The organism is Rummeliibacillus sp. NPDC094406 (genome assembly GCF_044763875.1).
Classification (GTDB): domain Bacteria; phylum Bacillota; class Bacilli; order Bacillales_A; family Planococcaceae; genus Rummeliibacillus.
On sequence record NZ_JBIWGZ010000001.1, the window covers coordinates 664,235 to 689,802 of the forward strand.

22 protein-coding genes are annotated in these 25,568 nt (G+C 34.3%); 8 read left to right on the plus strand and 14 right to left on the minus strand.

Going from position 1 to position 25,568, the window contains the following annotated elements; genetic code table 11:
• Positions 1–249: 249 nt before the first annotated feature.
• Together ACIQ4I_RS03150 and ACIQ4I_RS03155 are read right to left on the minus strand one after the other, a co-directional pair.
• Positions 250–1,266 carry an ABC transporter permease gene (locus ACIQ4I_RS03150; protein WP_403092715.1) on the minus strand — a complete coding sequence of 339 codons (1,017 nt, stop codon included), beginning with the start codon at positions 1,264–1,266 and terminating at the stop codon, positions 250–252.
• Entirely contained in the window at positions 1,263–1,988 is a 726-nt protein-coding gene (locus ACIQ4I_RS03155) for an ABC transporter ATP-binding protein (protein WP_403092716.1), read from the minus strand. The genes ACIQ4I_RS03150 and ACIQ4I_RS03155 overlap by 4 nt, the downstream gene beginning before the upstream one ends.
• A gap of 221 nt (positions 1,989–2,209) precedes the next feature.
• Between ACIQ4I_RS03155 and ACIQ4I_RS03160 the strand changes: the two genes are divergently transcribed.
• Positions 2,210–2,494 carry a hydrolase gene (locus ACIQ4I_RS03160; RefSeq protein ID WP_403092718.1) on the plus strand — a complete coding sequence of 95 codons (285 nt, stop codon included), beginning with the start codon at positions 2,210–2,212 and terminating at the stop codon, positions 2,492–2,494.
• Between the two features lie 205 nt (positions 2,495–2,699).
• Complete coding sequence (locus tag ACIQ4I_RS03165) at positions 2,700–3,320, plus strand: TetR/AcrR family transcriptional regulator (RefSeq protein ID WP_403092719.1); 621 nt, start codon at positions 2,700–2,702, stop codon at positions 3,318–3,320.
• A gap of 75 nt (positions 3,321–3,395) precedes the next feature.
• Here the strand turns inward: ACIQ4I_RS03165 and ACIQ4I_RS03170 are convergent, their stop codons facing one another.
• Complete coding sequence (locus tag ACIQ4I_RS03170) at positions 3,396–3,578, minus strand: hypothetical protein (protein WP_403092721.1); 183 nt, start codon at positions 3,576–3,578, stop codon at positions 3,396–3,398.
• 826 nt (positions 3,579–4,404) lie between these two features.
• Between ACIQ4I_RS03170 and ACIQ4I_RS03175 the strand changes: the two genes are divergently transcribed.
• A complete protein-coding gene (locus ACIQ4I_RS03175; RefSeq protein ID WP_403092723.1) occupies positions 4,405–4,740 on the plus strand; it encodes a 2Fe-2S iron-sulfur cluster-binding protein in 336 nt (111 codons plus the stop codon).
• Positions 4,741–4,875: 135 nt separating this feature from the next.
• Here the strand turns inward: ACIQ4I_RS03175 and cdaS are convergent, their stop codons facing one another.
• Entirely contained in the window at positions 4,876–5,487 is a 612-nt protein-coding gene (gene cdaS / locus ACIQ4I_RS03180) for a sporulation-specific diadenylate cyclase CdaS (protein WP_403092724.1), read from the minus strand.
• 504 nt (positions 5,488–5,991) lie between these two features.
• A complete protein-coding gene (locus tag ACIQ4I_RS03185; RefSeq protein WP_403093360.1) occupies positions 5,992–6,105 on the minus strand; it encodes a topoisomerase C-terminal repeat-containing protein in 114 nt (37 codons plus the stop codon).
• A 367-nt stretch (positions 6,106–6,472) separates the two neighbouring features.
• Between ACIQ4I_RS03185 and ACIQ4I_RS03190 the strand changes: the two genes are divergently transcribed.
• Positions 6,473–8,005 carry a thiol-activated cytolysin family protein gene (locus ACIQ4I_RS03190; RefSeq protein ID WP_403092725.1) on the plus strand — a complete coding sequence of 511 codons (1,533 nt, stop codon included), beginning with the start codon at positions 6,473–6,475 and terminating at the stop codon, positions 8,003–8,005.
• Between the two features lie 436 nt (positions 8,006–8,441).
• On the opposite strand, the gene ACIQ4I_RS03195 is transcribed toward ACIQ4I_RS03190, so the two are convergent.
• Complete coding sequence (locus tag ACIQ4I_RS03195) at positions 8,442–10,568, minus strand: type IA DNA topoisomerase (RefSeq protein WP_403092726.1); 2,127 nt, start codon at positions 10,566–10,568, stop codon at positions 8,442–8,444.
• Positions 10,569–10,802: 234 nt separating this feature from the next.
• Positions 10,803–11,378, minus strand: a complete 576-nt coding sequence (locus ACIQ4I_RS03200; protein WP_403092727.1) for a TetR/AcrR family transcriptional regulator — start codon at positions 11,376–11,378, stop codon at positions 10,803–10,805.
• 147 nt (positions 11,379–11,525) lie between these two features.
• On the opposite strand from ACIQ4I_RS03200, the gene ACIQ4I_RS03205 reads away from it, so the two are divergent.
• Positions 11,526–13,001, plus strand: a complete 1,476-nt coding sequence (locus tag ACIQ4I_RS03205; RefSeq protein WP_403092728.1) for an MDR family MFS transporter — start codon at positions 11,526–11,528, stop codon at positions 12,999–13,001.
• 261 nt (positions 13,002–13,262) lie between these two features.
• Here the strand turns inward: ACIQ4I_RS03205 and ACIQ4I_RS03210 are convergent, their stop codons facing one another.
• The 4 genes from ACIQ4I_RS03210 to ACIQ4I_RS03225 form a co-directional block, all read right to left on the minus strand.
• Positions 13,263–13,634, minus strand: a complete 372-nt coding sequence (locus ACIQ4I_RS03210) for a Na-translocating system protein MpsC family protein (RefSeq protein WP_403092729.1) — start codon at positions 13,632–13,634, stop codon at positions 13,263–13,265.
• An 86-nt stretch (positions 13,635–13,720) separates the two neighbouring features.
• Entirely contained in the window at positions 13,721–14,329 is a 609-nt protein-coding gene (locus tag ACIQ4I_RS03215; protein WP_403092730.1) for a trimeric intracellular cation channel family protein, read from the minus strand.
• Positions 14,330–14,806: 477 nt separating this feature from the next.
• Entirely contained in the window at positions 14,807–15,823 is a 1,017-nt protein-coding gene (gene moaA, locus ACIQ4I_RS03220) for a GTP 3',8-cyclase MoaA (protein ID WP_403093363.1), read from the minus strand.
• 130 nt (positions 15,824–15,953) lie between these two features.
• Positions 15,954–16,301 carry a Na-translocating system protein MpsC family protein gene (locus tag ACIQ4I_RS03225; protein WP_403092731.1) on the minus strand — a complete coding sequence of 116 codons (348 nt, stop codon included), beginning with the start codon at positions 16,299–16,301 and terminating at the stop codon, positions 15,954–15,956.
• Between the two features lie 816 nt (positions 16,302–17,117).
• Between ACIQ4I_RS03225 and fdhF the strand changes: the two genes are divergently transcribed.
• Genes fdhF through ACIQ4I_RS03240 form a run of 3 tightly spaced genes read left to right on the plus strand, consistent with a single transcriptional unit; the run spans position 17,118 to position 21,598 of the window.
• Entirely contained in the window at positions 17,118–20,054 is a 2,937-nt protein-coding gene (gene fdhF / locus ACIQ4I_RS03230) for a formate dehydrogenase subunit alpha (RefSeq protein ID WP_403092732.1), read from the plus strand.
• A 4-nt stretch (positions 20,055–20,058) separates the two neighbouring features.
• Positions 20,059–20,535: a helical membrane plugin domain-containing protein gene (locus tag ACIQ4I_RS03235; RefSeq protein ID WP_403092733.1), complete on the plus strand. Its 477-nt coding sequence runs from the start codon at positions 20,059–20,061 to the stop codon at positions 20,533–20,535.
• Between the two features lie 16 nt (positions 20,536–20,551).
• On the plus strand, positions 20,552–21,598 hold the full coding sequence (locus ACIQ4I_RS03240; RefSeq protein ID WP_403092734.1) for a P-loop NTPase: 1,047 nt from the start codon (positions 20,552–20,554) through the stop codon (positions 21,596–21,598).
• Positions 21,599–21,680: 82 nt separating this feature from the next.
• On the opposite strand, the gene ACIQ4I_RS03245 is transcribed toward ACIQ4I_RS03240, so the two are convergent.
• The 3 genes from ACIQ4I_RS03245 to ACIQ4I_RS03255 form a co-directional block, all read right to left on the minus strand.
• Positions 21,681–21,968 (minus strand): hypothetical protein, encoded by a 288-nt coding sequence (locus tag ACIQ4I_RS03245; RefSeq protein WP_403092735.1) that lies wholly within the window; start codon positions 21,966–21,968, stop codon positions 21,681–21,683.
• Positions 21,969–22,729: 761 nt separating this feature from the next.
• Positions 22,730–23,917 carry a GTP-binding protein gene (locus ACIQ4I_RS03250; RefSeq protein ID WP_403093366.1) on the minus strand — a complete coding sequence of 396 codons (1,188 nt, stop codon included), beginning with the start codon at positions 23,915–23,917 and terminating at the stop codon, positions 22,730–22,732.
• Between the two features lie 102 nt (positions 23,918–24,019).
• Positions 24,020–25,213 carry a GTP-binding protein gene (locus ACIQ4I_RS03255; RefSeq protein WP_403092736.1) on the minus strand — a complete coding sequence of 398 codons (1,194 nt, stop codon included), beginning with the start codon at positions 25,211–25,213 and terminating at the stop codon, positions 24,020–24,022.
• Between the last annotated feature and the right edge of the window lie 355 nt (positions 25,214–25,568).

Here is a 25,568-nt window from a genome sequence, read left to right on the forward strand (position 1 = left end):
TTCGTGGTACCACCTTAGTTGAATACCAATTTTGATATTCCACTCATTCCTCATAACGCTTGAGACTGCGCCTAGTTTTGCTAGGAGCTATGAAGTAGGTTCTGCATGGTTCTGTTGCAATGCCTTTCAGCCGGTGAACATCGCTCTCTTTTACAGAAGTGACACACGTACTAGTCTTCACTTACGCTTAATATTACATATAAGAATGCAACAGATTAAGCTAATTGTCAATATTTTAAAAATGATTTCTTATAATGCGCGGTATTTTTTCAATGAGAATATATTTAACACGATAAATACTAATGCAAAACCTAATAATACCGTTAAATCGATTCCGATATCACTAAAGCCATATCCCTTGTACATGACCCCAGTAATCGCATCTGATGCATAATATAGTGGCATGATTCGACCAATGTTAACAAGCCAATCTGCCATTCCATCCATCGGAAATAGTCCGGTAAAGAATACTTGTGGGATGATTACTAAAGGAATAAATTGCACCATTTGAAACTCTGAAGTTGCAAAACTAGATAATAGAATCCCAAGTGACAATGCAACTAAAGCTAAACATAAATTTATCAAAAGTACATTCCAAATGGAGCCGATAAGTACAACATCTAATACATTTACTGCATAGAAAACGACGATTAAGGTTTGAATAATAGCAAAAATACCATACCCCATTAAATATCCTAAAACTACTTCATATCGTCTTATAGGTGTTGAAAGCAATCTTTCTAGAGTTCCTGTCGTACGTTCTTTTAATAACGCAATTCCTGCGATTAAAAAAACAAAGAAGAAAACGAAAAAGCTTACTAATATCGGACTGATTACATCAAATAATACCGTATCCTTGCCACCGTAAACATAATCGATAGAAATTGGCGTGGACTGCTGTGGTTGACCAGAAAGTGCTTGCTTTAGCTTTAATTGAAGTGCTTTTGCACGACTTGGTTGATCATTTTGTAATGTTAGTGAAAGCTTGCCATCTTCAACCTTCAACCAGCCATCCAGTTTATCATCAATGGCCATTTTGTTTGTTAATTCATCATATGTTTTAACTTTTATATCAGACTTTTCAATTGTTTTCACAATTTTTTCATTTACATTCACAACACCTAATGTAGTATCCACTTCATCTGAATTAAAAATAAAGTACATCAAACTTAACACAAGTAAAGGTGCCAAAAATAGCAACGCCATTGTTCGTTTATCACGAATCATTTGCTGTATGATTCTAGTCACCAATGCAAAAAATCTCATGATAGTTGCCCCCCTGCTTTTAGGAATACATCATCGAAATTATCTGCTTCGAATTGAGATTTTAGTTCTACTGGCATTCCTTGTGCAATAATTTTACCCTCACGCATTAAAGCCAACTCATCACATTTTTCTGCTTCGTCCATCACATGGGTTGTGATGAAAATAGTTTTTTGCTCTTCATCTCGAAGTCTTTCAAGTTCTTGCCAAATTATTTTCTTCAAGGCAGGGTCAATCCCTACTGTCGGCTCATCTAATATTAAAATTTCCGGATTTTGAATAAGAGCAATCGCAAGCGATAAACGACGTTTCATCCCACCAGAATAATCTTGTACTTTTCTTTTTAAGTCATCTGTTAATTGCACAACTTCTGCAGCATAGGCAATTTGTTGGTCTCTTTGTTTTTTAGGGAATCCATATAATTTAGCAAAAAATTTTAGATTTTCATAACCTGTTAAATCTGTATAAAGTGCATCAGATTGTGCCATATACCCTATTTTTTCTAATTGATCAAATTGAGGGACTGGTTTATCTAATACGATCACATTGCCACTATCTGGCTTTAACATCCCTACCATCACTTTTATTAATGTTGTTTTTCCACAACCAGAAGGACCGATCATCCCAAAAATTTTCCCTTTTTGAACAGTTAAACTTATATCCTTTAAAACTACATGCTTATGAAACTGTTTGTTTACTTCTGTGATTTCAACTGAAACAGTCATCCTTATCATCCTTTCACTAAACACGGTGTTAACTATAGTTTGAGTGTAATTCAACGATTAGAGGAATACAATAAACATTCTTAATGAAAGTGTTTATTCGCATTTATATTCATTTAAATACTAAATTATTTTTTGATAAGGGGAACAAGTGTACAACTGCTATTCACTTAAAATCATAAATTATCATTGTAAGACAGATTAATACAAAGGAGGTGATATGATTGGGTAGCTCGAGAAATCACCGTAATGATTGTCATAAATGTCACGAGAAAAACCGCTGCAGAGGCTGTGCATGTGATCAATTAAGAAGATTACAAGTGCAAACAGAAGTTGATCTTTACCTAAAAAGTGGTACAGTTTTTGACGATGTTCTATTTATCTTCTTTGACGAAAAAGATTGCTGTGCATACTTCTTTGATCCTGAAAATCCACATGAAGCACCATCTACAATTATCGTAGACTGCCGAGATATTCAAGCTATACGAATCGAAGGTAGAGATTGTTAAGTTTTTAAGGCCTCTTTCTGTCTGAAAGAGGTCTTTCTCTATATGATCAAGAATCAATTTAAATAGTAGCTACTCCCTTGATTATTTACAGTTCTTTTAATTTTTATTGCATTTCAATTATTGATTTGAAATATCTTACAGATAAATAAAACTATGCTACAATATTTATTAGACAAATTTGGATTAAGAAAGGTAAGGAAATACATTGGGGAAAATCCATGAGCAAATGACTTTGCAAACAAAACAAAAATTACATGATGCTTGCATCCATCTTATGGAAGAACGAGGGATTCACGGTGTTTCTATTCAAGCATTAACTTCTGTTACTGGACTTAACCGTGGGACATTTTATCTTCACTATACAGATAAATTTGACTTATTATCTCAAATTCAAGAACGACTTCTTGATGGGCTTCAAAATTGCCTAAATAAAATAGAACCATTAGATGGCTTTATGTATATAAAAAATGGAGATCCTTACCCAGCTATCATTCAAATGTTTACATACTTTGGTCAAGAAGCAAATGCTTTTAAAGTATTATTAGGACCTAACGGTGATCCTTCTTTTTCAAAAAAAGTAAAAACACTTTATAAAAAGACGATTTTAGCAAAACTCCTTAAAGAAATGGCTAAACAAAACACTAATCATTACTTTAATAGTAAAGAGAATCAACTGAACAATTATTTTCTATCTTTTATGACTTCTGCCATTTTTGGTGTAATTGAAGAATGGTTAGCAAATGACGCAAAAGAAAGTCCAGAAGAAATGGGGAAAATTCATTTATCTATTATTCAAATGATTCGATCTCAATTAATTCGTTCATAATAGTAAAAACATAAAAAGCACGATAGAAGAAACAACTTTGAATTTGTTTCTTTTATGGTGCTTTTGTCATTTTAATTATTCATTTAATTTTGATTGCGTTTCTTTATTTGTTGGATTACCCTGATTTTCATTTTTATTTTTTGCTTTTGCTGCATTGTTTTGTCCAATAACATCTAAGTCATCAGGACTAAGATCGTAACCATAGCCGTATTCTTCACGGCTTACATTACTTTTCTTATTCTTATTATTCTTTGTCAATTTAGCTCACCTCCATCAAATAGAATTGTCTATTTCCTGCTGTTTTATACTTGGAAAGTAATCCTATATTAATAAGAGGTGAATAAAATAATTATACTAAAGCATGCCATTACTAAATTACGAATAAATTGGACAAGGGGTACACTCATCGATGAGCGTACCCCTTGGATTATATATATTAGCTAATTTATGAAAGTTCTAATTTCAACCCGATCATCCGGGGAATATTTACGAGAAAGTCTACCTTTCTTGCCGCGGTAAAATTCCACTGGAAAGCTTTCTAACTTAAGCAACGCGAACCCTACCTTCTTTCGCGTCCTTGTGACCCCAAAGTCACGCCAGTGTGAATAAGTATCTTCAAAAACAAAAAGCAGAATGCCAATAACTCCTAAATTAGCTAATCAGCATATATTCCATTATCGCATAGAATAATGTGTTTGTCTATTTTAATGCTTATAAACATAATAAAGTTTAAACATACTTATTATCTTTTCTTCAACTTTATCCTATAGGACAAGCATTCAGATAAAATAACCTTTTCATGGGATTCCAATTTTTCATAATCCATTACACCACCATATTTCTTATGTTCAAACAAGCATCTCTGCCATTATTAAATAATTACATCCCCTATTAAGTTTATTCGTTTTTTTATCTTATTGCTTTCTTTTTAATTTTACATATAGACTATCGAGGTTTATAAAAAGATAAAGTATTTTAAAATTTTGAACTTTGATTTCTATGGTCTGTCTAAATATTACACAATAAGGCGATAAATAATTTAATGACTCTTACGAAATTAATCATGTACTTGAGGTGATAATAAGTGCCAATTGTAACTATACTTGGTGGGAAAACTTTTGAAGTTGAAAATGGGAAAAAGTTAGTATTAGCACTGGAGGAAAACGGTGTAAATATTCTACATCATTGTGGCGGTAATGCTAAATGTACGACTTGCAGGGTAGAGATTCTTGACGGAGATTATTTAGAATTAACAAATAAAGAACATAAAGCTTTTGTAAATAAAGGAATGGATAATCATATATTTGAAGATCATTTACGATTATCTTGTCAAATACTTGTGAAGGGAGATATTACCGTTCGTCCAATCATGACAGTAGAAAACACTGGAAAAGCTGCTGGACCTAGACCTGTTGACTAGAAGAATTTTATTGCAAATAAAAAAAGCTTCACACAAGTAACAAGACTTAAGTGAAGCAATAATAAAAGGATAAAAATCCCTGTATTATTTAGTATGCATTTTGAAATACATTGGTTTTCAAATTACTAGCTGATGTCAGATCGAAATTGGGTAAAGCTCTCCATTTAATGCAAAAGATACTCTACCTGTTTCCTCCGAAATTACTAGCACCAGTGCATCACTTTGTTCTGATAAACCGATAGCCGCACGATGACGCGTACCTAACTTTTTTTGATCACCAATAGACTTATTTGTAAGTGGAAGTACATTTGCGGCAGATTTAATGTGATTTTGATTTACTAAAACAGCCCCATCATGTAATGGATTTCCAGGATAAAAAATGGATTCCAATAAAGAATGAGTTAGCTCTGCGTTTATAGTTATCCCTGGTTGAATTAAAGATGACAAGGAATCTTCCCGTTGAATGACGATTAAACCACCATGTCTTTTATTGGATAATTTTTGTGCGCAAATTGATATTTCTGGATATTTATCTGTATATGGTGCCAGATAACAATTTAAATAGAAAGTAGCAGCTTTGACTTCAATATCACTAAATTTGTCTTTTACATTTTCAAAATTACCAAGAAGACAATAATTTTCTTTACCCATTTCATCTAAACTATTCTGCAGTACAGTTATGACTTGTCTAATATCTTCTTTTAATACTTGTTCCATCGGTGTAAAATCGCAATTACAATCATTCACAAACAAGCAACTCCCTCATAATCATTTCAACCTCGTTTATATGCTGTTATCATACAAAGCGAGATAAATTAAAGGCTTAATAATTCCAAAGTGTAAAATCTTCTCAGATATTCATGATCCCTGTATTAAAAGTTTGTCTAAAATAGAATTTATTATTCCTTTGTTGGAAGTTGGATTGATTGTCTTATTAATTGAGTCTATTTCATAAGTGCTTTTCTAGTTAAAAAATACGAATATTTTCTAAATAAACAAATCAATAATTCGAATAGTATTGCATTTCTAGTATTTGCATAGTAAGCCGCTCCAGATGGCGCTTTCCGCGGGCGAGCGGTGAGCCTCCTCGGAAGCCCGTACCGTGCTTCACTGCGGGGTCTCACCTTTCTCGCTTTCCCGCAGGAGTCGCCATCTTCCGCTTCATAGACAATGTTCTAATAGATTTGGTATATACCAATTACTCATTTAATGTTCGTGTATTTTATTAAATTTTCGAATTATTAAATTGATTCAATTAAATGCAAAAATAACTTTGCCTTGATCAAGTTTTAACTTTGCAGAAAAAGTAGTACCTTTTTTAGACTTAAAGCCTTTCATCTCTTTTGTCACACTTTTAGTACATATCTTCTTTGTTTAAATATTTAATCGTACAACCGATATTATCGTATAACCTGTAAAAGGTGATTGGGAAAGAAAATCAAGACCATTAAAATGAGTTTATAGGGTGAAATTGGTTCAAAATTAAAATATTCTAATTTCTAAAGGAGTAATGTGAATGACAGATGCTCAAACAAAAATCAACGATTAAAGAAATAATCATTCGTTTAGTAAAGATAGATGATCTTGTAATGTATGTTATTGCAACTTAAAAAGCATTTAATCAGAAATATTTTCAAGAAATCTTTAATCATCTTACAAAAAATATTTCACGGATTCAGTGATAAAGAAAATCTTTCTTCTATCTTACTAAAAAATAAAAGGGGTTAATTTTATGAATATTCAAAATTCTATTAAAGTAATAAAAGTACTAGTATGTTTATTAATTGGCTTTTGCACTATTAATTATCCGATTATCTCCTTCGCTGAAACACAAACTAGTAATTCAGCTGATGCAACAAAGAATACTAGTGGCATTGATAATGGCATAGCAAATTTAAAGTATGATAATAGAGATATTTTAGCAGTAAATGGTGATAAAGTAGAAAGTTTTGTTCCGAAACAAGGTATCAATTCAAAAGGTAAATTTGTAGTGGTTGAACGTGAGAAAAAATCACTTACAACTTCACCAGTCGATATTTCAATTGTTGATTCTATGACTAATCGTACATATCCAGGAGCAGTACAACTTGCAAATAAAGCTTTTGCAGATAATCAACCTAGTTTATTAGTGGCTAAGAGAAAACCTTTGAATATTAGTATAGACTTACCTGGCATGAGAAAAGAAAATACAATAACTGTCCAAAACCCAACATATAGTAATGTGTCTGGAGCAGTAGATGATTTAGTATCTACTTGGAATGAAAAGTATTCATCAACACATTCGATACCTGCAAGAATGCAGTATACAGAATCTATGGTTTATAGTAAATCTCAAATAGCAAGTGCTCTTAATGTTAACGCTAAATATCTTGATAATGGACTGAACATTGATTTTAATGCGATTGCCAATGGAGAGAAAAAAGTGATGGTTGCGGCGTATAAGCAAATATTTTATACCGTAAGTGCAGAACTACCTGACAATCCATCAGACCTTTTTGATAATAGTGTTACTTTTGAAGAGTTAACTCGTAAAGGGATAAGTAATGAGGCCCCACCTGTTATGGTGTCAAATGTAGCCTATGGAAGAACAATTTATGTGAAATTAGAAACAACTTCTAAGAGCAAAGATGTACAAGCTGCCTTTAAAGCTTTAATTGAGAATCAAGGCGTCCAAACGAATCAACAGTACAAAGATATTTATGAAAACAGTTCCTTTACTGCTGTAGTGTTAGGCGGAGATGCAAAAGAGCATAACAAGGTTGTTACAAAAGATTTTGATGAAATACGAAATATAATTAAAGATAATGCAGAATTAAGTCCTAAAAATCCAGCATACCCAATTTCATATACTAGCACTTTCTTAAAAGATAATGCGGTTGCTGCTGTTCATAATAATACAGATTATATCGAGACTACAACTACAGAATATTCCAGTGCTAAAATGAAACTTGATCATTATGGTGCCTATGTTGCTCAATTTGATGTTTCTTGGGATGAATTCTCATATGATGAAAATGGAAATGAAGTACTATCTCATAAAACTTGGGAAGCAAACGGCAAAGACAGAACTGCTCATTTCTCTACTGTCATATCACTTCCACCTAATTCAAAAAATATAAAAGTCATAGCAAGAGAATGTACAGGTCTTCCATGGGAATGGTGGAGAACAGTTATTAATGAACAAAATGTTCCATTAGCAAATGAAATTAACATCTGGATTGGCGGAACGACATTATACCCAACCTATAATATTAGTTATAATTAAAAGTGATGTATACGTTCGAGGCGCCCTGTTTATAGGGCGCTTTATACTTTTGAAATAATTACTTATTATATTTTTTATCTCACTTAATTTAATCCCTCTATTCTAAGTTAATTTAACGTGAAAACTCAAATACTTAGCAAAAACATATTTCCCTTGATTTATCTTTTGTTTTTGAAACGGTTAAATCTGGATACAAAAAAAGGCTATCAGCAGAACTGACAGCCCTATTCCTAATCCAAACATTCCTTATCGCTCCATTTTGAAGCGACTCCAAAAAGCTAGACAAGTAGTTATTTCATTAGGCATCTTTTTAGTGTGTGGTAATTTGTCGATTTACTTTAACAAGTCGCTAAACACTTTTCTCCCCTTTACACCCTACCTCATCGAATGTTTATATGAGTTAAAAATACTCTTTGGAAGTTATATTTAGGTTCAATTAAAATTCAAAAATTACTTTCCCCTGTTCCAACTTCAGTTTAGCAGAAAAACTTGAGCCTTTTTTTGACTTAAAGCCTTTCATCTCTTTTGTCACACCATTTTGACATAGATCTTTTATTTGATTTGGTGAAAGTTTTTTGCTAGCTATTGTTTTAGAAACAGTGAATTTACATCCTGCTTTGTAATTTGAACAACCGTAGAATGATTTTCTTGCGAGCATTTTTCCTTGATGGCAAATTGGACATTCTACAATTGGTTCGTTTGAAGGCGTCGCTTCTACTGCAGCTTGGATATTTGTACCCGCTACTTTTTCAGGTGTTACTTCTATTAAATGGTGGAGAAATTTTGAAACGCTTCCTAAGAATGCTTCTTGTGATCCATTCCCATTACCTATTTTTCGTAGATATGTTTCCCATTTAGCTGTCATTGCTGGGCTAGATAATAGCGAGCCCTCAATCGTTTCACAAAGTACACGACCTTTATCTGTAATCATAACGATATTTTTTGCTACTTCAATATAACTATGTCTTTTAATCGTTTCAATAATTCCAGAACGCGTGGCTTCAGTACCTAGGCCTTCCACTTCTTTCAAGATATCACTTTCTCCCTCATCCTCTATAAACTTACCGCAAGTTTTCATCATTTGTACAAGCTGTCCTTCTGTATAAGGCTTTGGAGGTTGTGTTGTGCCTTCATGAATATGGATATGTGCTTCAACTATTTCTTGTTGTTTGACTTGTGGTAATAAAGGCTCTTCTTCCTTTTTCTTTTTGGATGAGACTGGCCACAGTTCTTGGAAACCTTTATCTAGCTCTACCTTGCCTACTGTTTTAAAATCAATACCTTTGACATCTGTCATAATGGTTGTTTCTTCATATAAATAATCTCTATGGAACATCGCTAGCATACTGCGGACGATCTCAAGATAAATATTCTGCTCCATTGGTGGCAATCCAGCAACCTTTTGTTCAGATGGAATTGTTTTAGTTGGGATGATCGCATAGTGTTCCTCAACTTTGGCATTATCAACATAGCGTTTTTGAGGACGGTGATTGGCTACCTCAAATGGGTGTCCAATAATTCTCTGATAGGCCGGAATTTGCCCTACTAGATAACCAAATTCTGCTTCTGTAATGTATTGACAGTCAGAACGAGGATAGGAAACGAGTTTCTTTTCGTATAAAGATTGCACAATCTCCAACACTTTCGCCGGACTATATTTCCAAATTTTATTGGCCTTTGCTTGTAAAGTAGATAGTGAATGAAGCTTTGGTGGCTTGATCGATTTACGAGCTTTTTTCACATCTTTGATTGTTCCCTGAAGAGGATCATCTTCTACAATACCCGCTTGCATTAAAATCGCTTCTGCTTCTTCACGCTTGTCCTTTTTTACAGCGGCCTTCCCTTTATATGGACCAAATTCTGATAAAAAATCACCCGTTAACTCGTAAAAATTGGATGGCTTAAAGTTTTCAATCTCCATTTGGCGTTGATAAATCATATAAACAGTTGGTGTTTGTACACGGCCAATTGACATTGTCTCGTTTAGTCCCTTTGCTTTTAAAAGCATCGTATATAAGCGACTCGCATTCATCCCTACGAGCCAATCACTGATTTGACGAGTTTGAGCTTCACGATATAATAGCAAGTCTTTCTGGTTATCTCTTAAATTCGTAAAGCCCTTTCGAATCTCATCTATTTCTAACGAATTAATCCATAATCGTTGTACCGGTTTATTCCGCACACCGGTTTGACGTAAAATCGAATAAAAGATATTAGATCCTTCTCTGTCCACATCGCATGCGTTAATCAATAGGTCTGCTTCTTTAAAAAGTCTCTTCACTTCTTGGAATTGATCCCACTTCCCTTTTGATACACGAAACTCATATTTTTCAGGGATCATTGGAAGTTGAGCAAGCGACCATCTTTTCCATTCAGGTTTATAGTCTGCAGGTTGTTTTAATTCAACTAAGTGACCGATTCCCCATGTGATCGTAGCACCTTGAGGAAATGTAGCTGATGGCTGTAATTCTATGTAGTTTTTTGTTTTCTTTGCTACTTTAAATGCGTCCGCATATGCCTTTGCCTGTGAAGGTTTCTCAGCAAGTATACATATAAGAGTCAAATTAAGTCACTCTCCTTGAATCCTATTAAAATTGATTTAATTCTTCTTTTACTCAAAAAAGGCAATTTATTTTATTATAATTTATTTTACGAGTTTTGGGACAAACAATAAGATGTGATCTTTTATAACTTTGTTCAGCAATCGGCTCATTTTCTTGAACAAAGTTATGAAGATTTGTACATAAATTAACGAAGCATTATTGAAAAAAATAGATTCAACAGTCCACGTCTATTTTTATTCGCTTTCAAATTGAAAAATATCTTGATTAATCATTTGATGGAAGTATCTATCCATTTCTTCTGCTGAAACACTTTCTCTATTTTGAAACCACCATCCACTTAACGTTGTAATTACCCCCGAATAGAATGCGATAATTAACTCATTTGGTATCGTATGATTTTTACAAATTCGATTTAATTCTTGATTCTCTTGTTTCTTCGTTTCACGAGTTTGATAATTTATAAAGCTAAAAAATTGTTCATCATCTATTTGTGACTCTAATATTTTCCCTATCTCCTTATGATGTAGGAATTGCTCCATCACTTGAAATGGTTTAGTTAATCGTTCTAAAAGTGGTATTGTAAAAGCTTCCTCTTGAGATTGTTTAAATCCAAATGCCAATAACGCATCTTTATCTTCAAAATGTTTATAAAATGTTGTTCGATGCACCATCGCACGATCACAGATTTGATTGATAGTAATGGAACTATATTTCTGTTTTGATTGCGTCATTAATTCAAATAAGGACTCCCACAATAATTTATGTGTACGTCTAATTCGTAAATCCAGCTGTCCCTCATTACTTTTCATCTACACTTCTCCTTTTTTGTAGATTAATTATACAACGACTGAAAATTGATTCTCCCTATTTTTAATCTACACATGTATATTATATTACATGTGATTTTTTATATACACATGTATAAAAAGAATAGAATGCAGGAGGAAATTGAATAAATGAATATTACGACCACGGATTCTACAAATAGTAAAGTTGATATTTCTAATATTAGACATACACCAATTTTAATTGCATTAATTTTAGGTGCAATGGTCGCATTTTTAAACGAAACATTACTTGGTAATGCTTTAACTGTATTAATGCAAGAATTTGATGTAACACCTTCAACAATTCAATGGCTTTCTACGGCCTACATGTTAGTAGTTGGGGTTTTGGTTCCGATTACAGCTTTACTTCAACAATGGCTCACAACAAGACAAATGTTCTTAACCGCCATGTTAACATTTTTAGTCGGTACATTGATTGCTGGATTCGCACCGACATTTTCTGTTTTATTAATCGGTCGTATTGTCCAAGCAATCGCTACTGGATTAATTTCACCACTACTAATGAATACGATTTTAATTATTTGTCCTCCAGAAAAACGTGGTGCCACAATGGGCTTAATCGGACTTGTTATGATGTTTTCTCCAGCAGTTGGTCCTACATTATCCGGATTGATCGTTGATACACTTAATTGGAGATGGTTATTCTACATTGTTATTCCTATCGTAATCATTTCTATTTTAATTGGAATGAAGTACATTCAAAATGTCACAGAGTTAACACGACCAAAAGTTGATTATTTATCAATCCTTTTATCAACATTAGGTTTTGGTGGTATTGTGTATAGCTTTAGCGCTTCAGGCGATTTGGGATGGTCAGATTCTAAAGTGTATTTCTCTTTAATCATCGGAGCTATATCGTTAGTCATTTTTGTTGTTCGTCAATTAAAGATCGATAATCCAATTTTAGAACTACGTGCATTTAAATTTCCCATGTTCACTTTAACTGTTGTGTTAATGTTCATCGTCATGATGTCGCTGTTCGCGTCAATGACATTATTACCAATGTTCTTACAAACGGTTTTACTTGTTACAGCCTTTAAATCAGGGCTAATCATGCTACCAGGCAGTATTGTTAGTGGCATAATGGGGCCGGTTGCAGGTAAGTTATTTGATAAACTTAGTCCAAAGACGATTATCATCCCTGGCATTGGGCTAGTAGCTGTTGCAATGTGGCTATTCAAAGGCATTACCCCAGAAACAACATTGACACAAATTATCTTGATGCACAGCTTATTAATGATTGGACTCATGTTTGTGATGACAGCACAAACGTATGGTTTAAATCAATTGACGCCGGATCTTTATCCACACGGTACAGCACTCTTTAACACGTTATCGCAGGTAGCCGGTGCAATTGGCACAGCTATATTTATATCTAAAATGACAACAGGTACAACAAAATATATGGAAAACTCAACAAATCTAATGGATCCAGCAGAAAAATTAAACGGCTTAACATCCGGCTTCCAAGAAGCATTTACGCTTGGATTTATCCTTGTAGTTGTTGCCCTCGTTGTATCATTTTTCTTAAAGGGTCAGAAAAAGGAGGTAAAAGCGACTCAGCTCTTACACAATGAGAATTAGCAGATCCTTAATTTAATATTAGCTGTAGAATGATTTAATAAGAAATAATAAAACTTAAAAAGAAGCTTTTAATATTGCAAAATCTTTAGATGTGGACACTTCAATGTATCAGCTTTAATTATCATAAACAGACACACAAAAAGACCAGGTACTCACATTTTTATGAGCGCCTGGTCATTTGTTTATATGGCTGAAAAGTAATTCTTCCACTTGTGTTTAAAAAATTGCAACAATAGATCATGAAAGATTGGCTTTATCTATTTAATTTTTAGTATTACTATTGTCCATTATAGGTTTGTCAAACACATAAATTGTCATTGCAATATCCGTTTTTATATCGATATCTGTAAAAACATTGACTAGTTTCGCCTGAACTATGTCCTCAAGCTTTTTCACCTTTGCAGGGTCCTCATAAATTTCTTTCACTAATGTCGTCCTTGCTTTATGAACCATCTGTTGTCCTTCTTCTGATTCGATCATAAACTTTTCAACATTCGTTAAATTACCTTTCATCTCGCAAATTACCCAAGAACCTACAATACGAACATTAATTTCTTTTGGGCCATTTCCGATATTTTCCTTACGAATTTCGCGGATTAACATACTCATTGCATGTTCCATTTTTTTTGTCATTATATCCCTCCTCGGATTCTAATCTTTAATTTTCTTCTAGGTTATTCAATATAAAATTGATTCAATTACATCATTAATTTACAGAGTTATAAATGTTTTTCAGGTTGATTGTAAGGAAGTTTTAGTCTCCATTTATAATGAACCGATAGCATACGAATAAATACAACGACAACTACTATGGTCGACAATTCAATAGGACTGCTCCACCCAGCCCAAATACAAAAAGCACACATGAATGTAAGTATCGCATGAATTTCTTCTTTTAAAGCAAGTGGGGGTCTACCCGCTAACAAATCTCGAACCATTCCTCCGCAAACACCAGTAAACATAGAAGCTATGACAATAATACCTAGATCATAATTCAAACTTTTTGCTAACAGTGCCCCATTTATCGCAAAAGAAGCAAGACCAATAGAATCAAAGAAATATCCCCATCGTTTCCAATGATGAACCCATTTTCTCTCAATGAATACGATTGTAGATAGCGTTATTATTACAACAAGTAAGGATTGACGATCCCATATTTCAGAAATTGGAACATCGAGAACTATGTTTCTAATCACAGATCCACCATATGAAGTTGTAAGTCCAAGCACAAAGATTCCAATAAAAGAATATTTAGCCTCCATAGCAACAACTGCCCCACTTGCTGCATAAGCAATAATTCCGATTGTGTGTAAAACCGACCAAGTCAATTGACTCTCTCCCCCTTTATCAAAACTAAGCCTTTATTCTCGAAGTCAGAGACTTGATTAGGTTGTGTGTAATAGGAAAATTACAGTTAGAAGGACATCATCACCCCAAAATAAAAAAACCGCCATAAAATAGTTTGCGTATGACTTTACACAAACTATTTTATGGCGGGCTAATATCTAAGCAGTTCATCCTACTAGTTTATCCATCTCACCATTTAAAAATAAAAAAGAAATAGAAGTAAGCAATCTAGCATTACTTATCATCCATAACTTATATTTTATAATTATATTACATTAAACTTTTTAACTCAATATAAAATTTACAAAAAATCAAGTTGAAAAGCAACAAAATTCCATTTAAATACCGTGATTTATTTCTTCACTTTAAAACCTCAACATCTGTTAATTTCCAATCGAAAACATTGTTACTTTACCTTTATCGAAAGCTACTATTCTATTTTTGATAATCTATTTTGACTATCCACCGATATGTGACATTTCGATTTTTGATTTTTTTCTTTTTTCCATCGTTTGTTCATTTCGTTCATCGGAATAGCGGTCATTTCTATTTTCCCAAACATTCGAAATGCATTTGATGATTGATGCATCATCTTCCCCAGTTCTTAACAATTCTCTTAGATCAGTTCCATCTGTTGCAAATAAACAAGTATATAATTTTCCTTCTGCTGAAATACGTGCACGCGAGCAAGTTGAACAGAAAGAATCTGTTACAGATGATATTACACCAATTTCGCCCTGCTCATCTTGATATTGATAACGCTTAGCTACTTCCCCTGTATAATTAGGTTCAACAGGGTTCAAAGGGGAAAATTGATGAACTTGCTCAATGATTTCTTTCTTCGACACAACGTCATCTAGTCGCCAACCATTTGTGTTACCTACATCCATATATTCAACAAAACGAAGAATATGCTGTTTGTCTTTAAAAAATTCTGCCATCGAAACGATATCTTGTTCATTTTTTCCTTTTTTAACAACCATATTGATTTTCACTTGTAAACCTGCTTCTGCAGCTTTTTCAATACCTTCTAATACCGTTTTCACTTTTCCTCGATGACCATTCATCTCGAAAAATCGCTCTTCATTTAGCGAATCTAGACTGACAGCTACTCGTGATAATCCTGCTTTTGCCAAATCATTTGCATATTTTTTCAATAAAGTACCATTGGTTGTTAAAGCAATATCCTCTACTCCAACTATGTTATGAATGCGTTCAATTAATTTTGGCAGATCTCGACGTAGTAAAGGTTCACCACCAGTAATACGCACTTTTTTCACTCCTAATGAGACGAAAATCTTTACTAATCGTTCGATTTCTTCAAAACTCAATATTTTATCGGACGGTAAAAAAGCGTAATCTGGACCAAACACTTCTGCTGGCATGCAGTATTGACAACGAAAATTACAACGGTCTGTCACTGATATTCTTAAATCTCTTAACGGTCTGTGTAGTTGGTCATGTAGATTGTTAATTTTAAACTCCTTCTTTCATATTAGTCAATTGCTTCATTCGTAGGTAATTGATTACGCTCTTTGTGCGTACAGAACCACTTTCTAACGCGTAAAATCTCTCGTGATTCTGCTCTTTTCAAAAGACATCTCGTTATTCACTAATCTTATCTTCAAAAACAAATACAGAAATAGCAATATCTTCTTCAATTTTTATATCTGAAAATAAATGGAGTAACTTAGTACCCATCAATTCTTCCATACCTTCAGGGATTGCTTTAGGATATAAATCTTGAATCATCCTTGTACGTGCAGCATGGACCATTTTTAATCCATCTGGTGTACTCGCAATAAACTTTTCTGTTGGTGTAATATTGCCATACAAAGTTGAAACAGCCATATTCTCAATGAAAACCGTATGCATACGCTCTGGTCCTTTTCCAAATATATCTTTGCGTAGTTTTCGAATAATATCGTTAAATTCATGCACTTTTTTTGACATCTTAACGATTCTCCCAACGTAATTAAACTTATTTTGTCTTGTTATCTTGAGACGACCCTTACAGTTTGTTAATGATATAGCAACTTGAAAAAAATTTAAAGAGAAAATAATTATTGATAACAATTCTCATTTAAAGCGATTTTATATTGCAAAATTTATATGGAATATATTCGAATATTTAGTGATATCCAATTTGTTCATTGTGGAGCGAAAGACGGCGACTCCTACGGGAAAAGCTTGAGCTGAAAGCCCCGCAGGAACATAGTGACGAGGAGATTGAAGCCAAGCCCGTGGAAAGCGCCGTCTGTAGCGGAACATCGGAATCTGAATATGGAAAAGTTAATATGTTGGAATGTTCGTATTTATAAAAATTCATAATTATTCTTGTCCATTTTGAATGATGGGGCTATAATAAGTGATATTACAAATGGAATTGAGATATTTTGATTCTTATGTCGTAGTTTTATACGACCAGAGTTGATCTATATTTGAATTCTATTGTTATACTAAAAAAATAAAGTAGATTGAGTTTTTAGCAAGTCCTGCTAAGAATTTTATCCACCATGAATAATCAGCACGTGAAGTCCGTGCCGTTTCATGGTGGATTTTTTATTTTTAGAGCAATGTCAACAATATGACAACTCGTTAATGAACGTTTCTTAATCCACTCTGGTATAGCAACACGATAAATCGAGAATTGAAATTATAACTAGACAATCTTTAATCAGTGTTACCAACTCGATATACTCCCCCGCTTTACCATAAGTATTAACGTGTTGTCTTATAAGTGACAAAGAACTAAAGGAGGTTATTACCTTGTCTAAAATTAAAATTAATGGCGTTCCGTATGATGTTGCAGAAGGAGCTACAATCCTTGATATCATCAATCAAAATGACATCGCCCATCCACAAATCTGTCATGTACCATCTGTTGATCCTATCGAAACTTGTGATACATGTATCGTTGAAGTTGATGGTCAATTGGTTCGTTCTTGTTCAACAAAAGCAGTAGATGGAATGGACATCCAACTTACCTCTGAAAGAGCGAAAGCTGCACAAACAGAAGCAATGGATCGTCTTTTAGAAAACCACTTGCTGTACTGTACAGTTTGCGATAATAACAACGGTAACTGTACTTTACACAACACAGCAGAATTGATGGAAATTGAACATCAAAAATATCCTTATGAACCAAAAGTTGAAACAAATGAAGTAGACATGTCACATCCATTTTATCGCTATGACCCAAACCAATGTATCGCGTGTGGGCAATGTGTAGAAGTTTGTCAAAACTTACAAGTTAACGAAACATTATCCCTAGATTGGGAAGCAGAGAGACCACGCGTTATTTGGGATGAAGGCGTTAATATTAACAATTCTTCATGTGTAAGTTGTGGACAATGTGTAACAGTTTGTCCTTGTAACGCACTAATGGAAAAATCAATGCTTGGAGAAGCTGGTTTTATGACTGGGCTTAAACAGGATATGTTAGAACCGATGATCGGTTTAATTAAAGACGTTGAACCAGGATATAGCGGTATCTTCGCCATTTCTGAAATCGAAGCTTCAATGCGTAGTAAACGTACTAAAAAAACAAAAACAGTCTGTACTTTCTGTGGTGTAGGTTGTTCGTTCGAAGTTTGGACAAAAGGTCGCAAAATCTTAAAAGTTCAACCTTCTGAAGGTCCAGTTAATGCTATTTCTACTTGCGTAAAAGGTAAATTTGGCTGGGACTTCGTCAACTCTGAAGAACGTATTACAAAACCATTAATTCGCAAAAATGATGAATTTGTTGAATCATCATGGGACGAAGCACTTGACTTGATTGCTTCAAAACTTGGTGGTATTCAAAAAGAATATGGTTCAGGTTCTGTTGGTTTTATCTCTTCTTCAAAAATTACGAATGAAGAAAGCTACTTAATTCAAAAAATGGCACGTCAATTGTTCGAAACAAACGACATCGATAACTGTTCTCGTTATTGCCAATCACCAGCTACAGACGGTTTATTACGAACAGTTGGTTTGGGTGGTGATGCAGGAACAATCAAAGATATAGCAAAAGCTGGTCTTGTCATTATTGTAGGTGCAAATCCTACAGAAGGTCACCCTGTTTTAGCTACTCGAGTAAAACGTGCTCATAAATTACATGGTCAAAAATTAATCGTTTCCGATGTTCGTAAACATGAAATGGCTGAACGTTCCGACATCTTCATGCATCCAAAACAAGGTACAGACCAAGTATGGTTAATGGCCGTTACAAAATTCTTGATTGATCAAGGGTGGCATGATGAAGCCTTCATCAAAGAGAATGTGAATTTCTTCGATGAGTTCAAAGATGTTCTTGAAAAATACACACTCGAATATGCAGAAGAAAAAACAGGTATTTCAAAAGAGACACTCATTAACGTTGCTGAAATGATTCGAGATGCAGATGGTACATGTATTCTTTGGGGTATGGGTGTTACACAAAATACAGGTGGTTCAGATACATCCGCTGCTATTTCAAATCTTCTTTTAGCTACTGGTAACTATCGCCGTCCAGGTGCAGGTGCCTACCCTCTTCGTGGCCATAACAATGTACAAGGTGCTTGTGACATGGGTACACTGCCAAACCATTTACCAGGATATCAAAAAGTAACAAACGAAAAAGAACGTGCAAAATTTGAAAAAGCATATGGTGTAAAAATTCAATCACAACCAGGTCGTAATAATATGGAAATGTTAGATGCGATTATGGAAGGTAAAATGAAAGCTATGTATTTAGTTGGAGAAGATATGGCCCTTGTAGACTGTAACGCAAACCATATAGATGAAGTTCTTTCACAATTAGATTTCTTTGTTGTAGAAGACTGTTTCCTATCACGTACAGCACAATACGCAGATGTTATTTTACCTGCAGCACCATCTCTTGAAAAAGAAGGTACATTCACAAATACAGAACGTCGTGTTCAACGTCTATATCAAGTGTTACCAACGCTTGGGGAATCAAAAGCTGATTGGGAAATTCTCCAAGCAGTAGCTCGTCGCCTAGGTGCAGATTGGAATTACAGCCACCCAAGTGAAATCTTTGCTGAAATGGCTAGTCTTTCTCCAATCTTTGCTCAAGCAAACTATGACGTTTTAGAAAATTGGGGTAGCTTCTGTTGGGGTAGTCTTGATGGTAAAGATACACCTTTACTATATGAAGATGGTTTTAACTTCCCAGACAAAAAGGCTCGTTTTGCTTTATATGATTGGGTAAAACCTGCTGAATTTGAAGCACAATACGACTGTCATATTAACAACGGTCGTGTGCTTGAACACTTCCACGAAGGAAACATGACAAATAAATCACAAGGTATTCAATCAAAAATACCTGAGGTTTTCGTTGAAGTATCACCAGAATTAGCAAAAGAACGAGGCATTGAAGATGGAGCACTTCTTCGTTTAGTTTCTCCATACGGCGCATTAAAATTAAATGCCCTAGTAACTGATCGTGTACAAGGAAATGAACTATTCATACCAATGAACTCTGTTAGCAAAGATTCAGCGATCAACTTCTTAACAGGTCCTGCTGCAGACATCCGCACATCTACACCGGCATACAAACAAACAAAAGTGCGTGTTGAAGTGTTGAAACGAAAAGGAAAAAATCCACTTCCTAGAACGAACCCACGTTATAAAAAACGTCATCCACAAAATGGTGTTGAAGTACAACGTAAATGGAATCGTCCTGACTACGTTCATTTAACAACAAATAACGAAAGGGAGTGATAATATGGCTACACCAATTACAACAATAAATAAGCAACAATTAACAGAAGAACAACTTAAGGATCAAAAGCTAGAGAATTTAAAACAACTACTTTCTGAGAATGAAGAAGCTGTTAATCAAGTCTTTACTATCATGGCAGAGTTAAATGATATCGGAGCACTTGAAGCAGCTACAAAACTAATTGAAGCAAAAGAAGAAATAGCTCATATTGCACTTGGCCAGATGACTCGTAAGCCTGTTACTAATATCATCAACAACTTAATGGGAGTTGCTGGAGTATTAACTGAAATGAATCCAGAAACGACAACAAAACTTGTTGAGAGTTTAAATACTGGCTTAGATGTAGCAAACAAAGCAGTAGAGTCTGATGAAAAAGTTAGTGTCTTCAAATTGGTAAAACTCTTAAAAGATCCTGATATTAATCGTGCTCTAAACTTTGGCATTCACTTCTTAAAAGGGCTTGGAAAAGGCTTAGAATAGTAAGGAAGTTTCTTATATGCTAACAAACGAGAACATCTTAAATGCACTGAAGAAAGTTGATGGCCCGAAATTTCATAAAAGCATCGTCGACTTGAATATGGCTCGCAATATTCAAGTTGATGGTACGGATATCTCACTTGACGTTATCTTAACCATACAAGGTTGTTCACTAAAAGCAAAAATTCAACAAGATATTGAACAGGCTTTAAAAGAAATTGGTGCTTCAAGTATCTCGATTAAATTCGGTTCTATGACACAAAATGAACGTCACAGTTCAACTTCTTCTTTAAAATCACAAAGTGCAATTGATAAAGATATGCCTAAAACCTTTTTACTCAATTCTGATATCAAATTTATTGCAGTTACCAGTGATAAAAGCGGTGTCGGTAAGTCAACAGTTACAAATAGTTTAGCTGTAGCCCTTGCCCGTCTTGGAAAAAAAGTTGGTATTTTAGATGCAGACAATTATGGCTTTAGTTTTCGTACCATGTTGAACATCGATCAAAGACCAACAATAATTGACCAAACAGTTATTCCTGATGCGAGTGATGATGTAAAAATTATGTCAACGGGCTTTTTTACAAAATATAACCAACCTGTTATTTGGAGTGGCTCAATGCTCAACAAATGGATTCGCGATTTCCTTGTCAACACAGTGTGGGGAGAATTAGATTATCTCCTACTAGATTTACCACCTAGTACTGGAAAGGTCACCATTGATGTGGTTGCAATGATTCCACAAGCACACGAAATAATTGTAACAACACCTCAGAATGCCGCTTCTCATGTAGCATCTCGTGCAGTTCTAATGGCTCAACATACAAAACATACGATTCTGGGTGTTGTTGAAAACATGGCTTACTTTGAAAATTTAAATGGTGAAAAGAACTATTTATTTGGACAGGGTGATGCCGAAAAACTAGCAGATGAACTTCATACAAATGTCATTGCTCAAATTCCATTTGCTCAGCCTGATGAAAAGACAGGTTCTTCTGGTTTTGACGAAAACTCAATTATCGGTGAAGTATTTACCCATCTAGCAAAAGATATTATTTATCAATAACATACAAAAACCTGACTCGTTCTTAATCGAGCCAGGTTTTTTGTATGTTTAGTGTTTCACTAACACAGCCCTACTATCTATTTTAATAACCGGCCTTTTTTAAAACCTGCATAAAATAAAACCGATACGTATTTTTGACAAAAGTGTCTAAAGGCAAGCCAACATTCAGTTGATATTTCGTAAAAATAAAATAAAATCTCTTATCCCATTTTAAACGTAATAATTCCCCTGCATCTTCACCGTATTTCTCCGTAAATTCCACTATTAAAGGTTCTATCATATCGTAACAATAGTCTTTTAAACTTGCGAGAGCTTCGATATCTTTATCCTTTTGAAAACGCGTAATCCAATCTGCTAATTGCTCGTTCATTATAGATTTCCAACCTTCTATCTTTTGAGTTTCTTCCTATTTAATTATACCTCTTCTAATCATTTCTTGCTTTGCTTGTTTCTTAGATATTTAATAATGCTATAAAGTTTACCAAATGAAGCCGTTAGCTTTATAAAACAAACTCAATTAATTGAAAGTTGGTATGGAACATAGAAATCAACCTCGTTGAAGTCTGCATTGCTCAGCACTCTTCAACTTAGCAGTACTACGATAGGGTACTGAACAGTATGTAAATGCAAATATAATAGTATTAACTGTTTTCTGAAAGATGTGGAAATAGCTTCGCTTTCCGCGGGCGAGCGTTGAGCCTCCTCGGAAGCCCGTACCGTGCTTCACTGCGGGGTCTCACCTGTCTCGCTTTCCCGCAGGAGTCTTCGCTAATTCCACATCAACAAATATAGCTATACAAGATTTTTATTATAAATTTCCATCTATTTTTACTTTTTTAGTGACTTCACTGCGTTATTTCAGGGCTTTCAGCTCAAATTTTTCCGGTATGACTATCAATAAACCTCATTAAATTGACATCTCGTGTAGGAAGTGCTCATGCATTTTCATGAAGCCCTCCACAAATAATCTCTATGGAACATTGCTAAAGTATTTCGTACGATCTCCAGATAAATATTCCGCTCCATCGGAGGCAATCCAGTAATTTTTTGTTCAGATGGGATACTCTTTGTCGGAATAATTGCATAGTGCTCCTCTACTTTTGAATTATCATCATATCAGGTGATGAACTATCAGTCTTGATGAACGATAAATTTAGGCAGTGGATCATTCAATTGAGACCAATCTTGTGTCATTTCGACATCAGTCAATAAGCATTGGTCTAACTCTGTCTCAATTTGTTGTTGATTTATTTCTACTCCAATCCAAACAATTTCTGTTTGTCGATCTCCATATACTGGATCCCATCTTTCTTTTAGAGAGGGGTCTTCTCTTAACTCTATCGTTTGTTCTTCAGGAGATAAATCGGCGATCCATTCTCCTGCTCCTTGAAATTGAATGGATACTCCAGCTTGTGAAATCATTCCTGGCATATTACGAGTTGCCAACCAAAAGAATCCTTTTGATCGCACAATTTCAGAAGGTAGATTTTCTAACCATTCAAACCATCTTTGGGGATGAAATGGCCGTTTTCTTCGATAAACAAATGATGAAATACCAAATTCCTCTGTTTCAGGAGTATGTTCTTCGTTTAGCTCTTTAATCCAACCAGCTCCTTGACTCGCTTGATCGAAATCAAACAAATGACGATTTAGTAGTACATTTGGTGAAATTGATCCATTCCGAACAATCTGTTGCTCAGCTATTGGATTTATTTTTTTTAAAAATGCTTGGAACATTTCTAAGTATTCCATTGTCACTAAATCTGATTTCGTAATACATAATATATTTGCAAATTCGATTTGATCAATTAATAAATCCGAAACGTCTCGTTGGTCGTAAGGATCATCAGTTTGATGACGTTCTAATAATGTTTCACCACTTTCATAGTCATGCCAAAAGCGATTAGCATCAACAACAGTAATCATCGTATCCAAACAACAATATGGCGTTAAATCAATTCCTGTTTCTTCATCAATATACGAGAAGGTTTGTGCGACTGGAATCGGTTCACTAATCCCTGTCGATTCAATGACAATGCCATCAATGTCACCTTGTTCTACTAATTTTTCCACTTCAATCATTAAGTCTTCTCGTAATGTACAGCAAATACAACCATTTGATAGTTCTACTAGTTTTTCAGTCGTTCTTGAAAAGCCTTGATTTTCAACAAGTTGCATATCAATATTAACTTCGCTCATGTCATTAACAATAACAGCTAGTTTTCTTCCTTCTCGATTTTCTAATAGATGGTTTAAAATTGTTGTTTTGCCTGCACCTAGATAGCCACTAAGTACGGTTACTGGTATTTTATTCATGATATTCTCCAATTCTTTTAAAAAATAATTATTATGATTTTTTATCTAGTAAGGTAAATAATTTTTCTAAAAAGCCTATTATAATCTGTTTGTTTCTGTAGATTGTTACCTCATTTCCCAATTAAAAGGATTTTCCAATGTATTCCAATTGCTATTAAACTCTTCTTCTGTTAAAAGACATTCATCTAATTGTTTTGTAATTTTACCTTTTGGTAGATCCATACCGATAATGACTAATTGAGAATTACGGTCTCCTATTTCCGGATCCCATTCATCTGATACCTGAGGATTTTGAAGAAGAATTTGTTTTCGCTGTCCCTCTGGCAACGCAGCAACCCAGTAAGATAACGGTGAGATATTAATAGAAGATCCAGCTTGTGAGAATAGAATGGCGATATCATTATGACAAGCAATCCAAATAAATCCTTTCGAACGTACAATTTCAAGAGGCATATTCTCCGCCCAAGCTTTGAATCGTTTTGGATGGAATGGCATTGTTCGTGTATAGGTAAAAGAACTTATGCCATATTCTTCTGTTTCTGGTGTATGATTCCCGTGACCTATTTCAAGTTCTCTTAACCACCCTGCAGAATTGGCTACACGATCAAAGTTAAATCGTTTTGTGTTTAAAATTTCCCGCGGATCAATTTCACCATGAGTTGTACGAATAAATTTTGCTTCTGGCTGCAATGTACGTAAAACCCCTTCAAGACGTTCTAACTGCTCCACTGTTACTAAATCGCATTTGTTCAAAATAAGAACATCACAAAATTCAATTTGGTCAATTAGTAAATCTGCAACGTCTCGTTCATCTAATTCAGCAGCAGCTTCTTTACGATCCAACAAACTTTCACCAGATTGAAAATCAGTCCAAAATCGATTTGCATCTACGACTGTTACCATCGTATCTAACGAGCAACTTGCAGTTAAATCAATCCCCAATTCTTCATCGATATATGAAAATGTCTGAGCAACAGGAATTGGTTCGCTAATACCTGTTGACTCAATAACTATGTAGTCAATATTTCCTCGCTCAGCAAGTTTTTGAACTTCAATCAGCAAATCCTCTCGCAATGTACAACAAATACAACCATTTGATAGCTCAACAAATTTTTCTTCTGTTCTTGAAATACCGCTTCCTTTTTCTACAAGAGAAGCATCGATATTAATTTCACTCATGTCATTCACAATGACAGCAACACGTAAATTTTGTTCATTTTGTAATACATGGTTTAAAATAGTTGTCTTACCTGCACCAAGATAACCGCTTAAGACGGTAACTGGAAGTTTATTTTTCATTTATTGCAACCCCTTTAATAGTAATGATTACGTTTTAAAAACACCTAAAAAAATATACTGTTTTATTAATGGAATTTCGAGTACTATGCATCAAAAATAAATACATCTTTAACTGATTATTATTTGGTTTCGCGATGCAATATCACTTTTTTAATTCTAAACGCTCTAGTCTGTTACTTTAATTTTTTTGAAATGTAATTTTTATCTCCTGATGTTTCAATCAAGGATAAAGTAACTTGAAAAGCAATATATTTCTCTCTTTATAAATAGTAATGGTTACGCTTTAGAATATTACACCTGTAAGCTGCCTTTGTCAATAGAAGCTATTATTAAATCTCCTTATCAATAAAGTGGT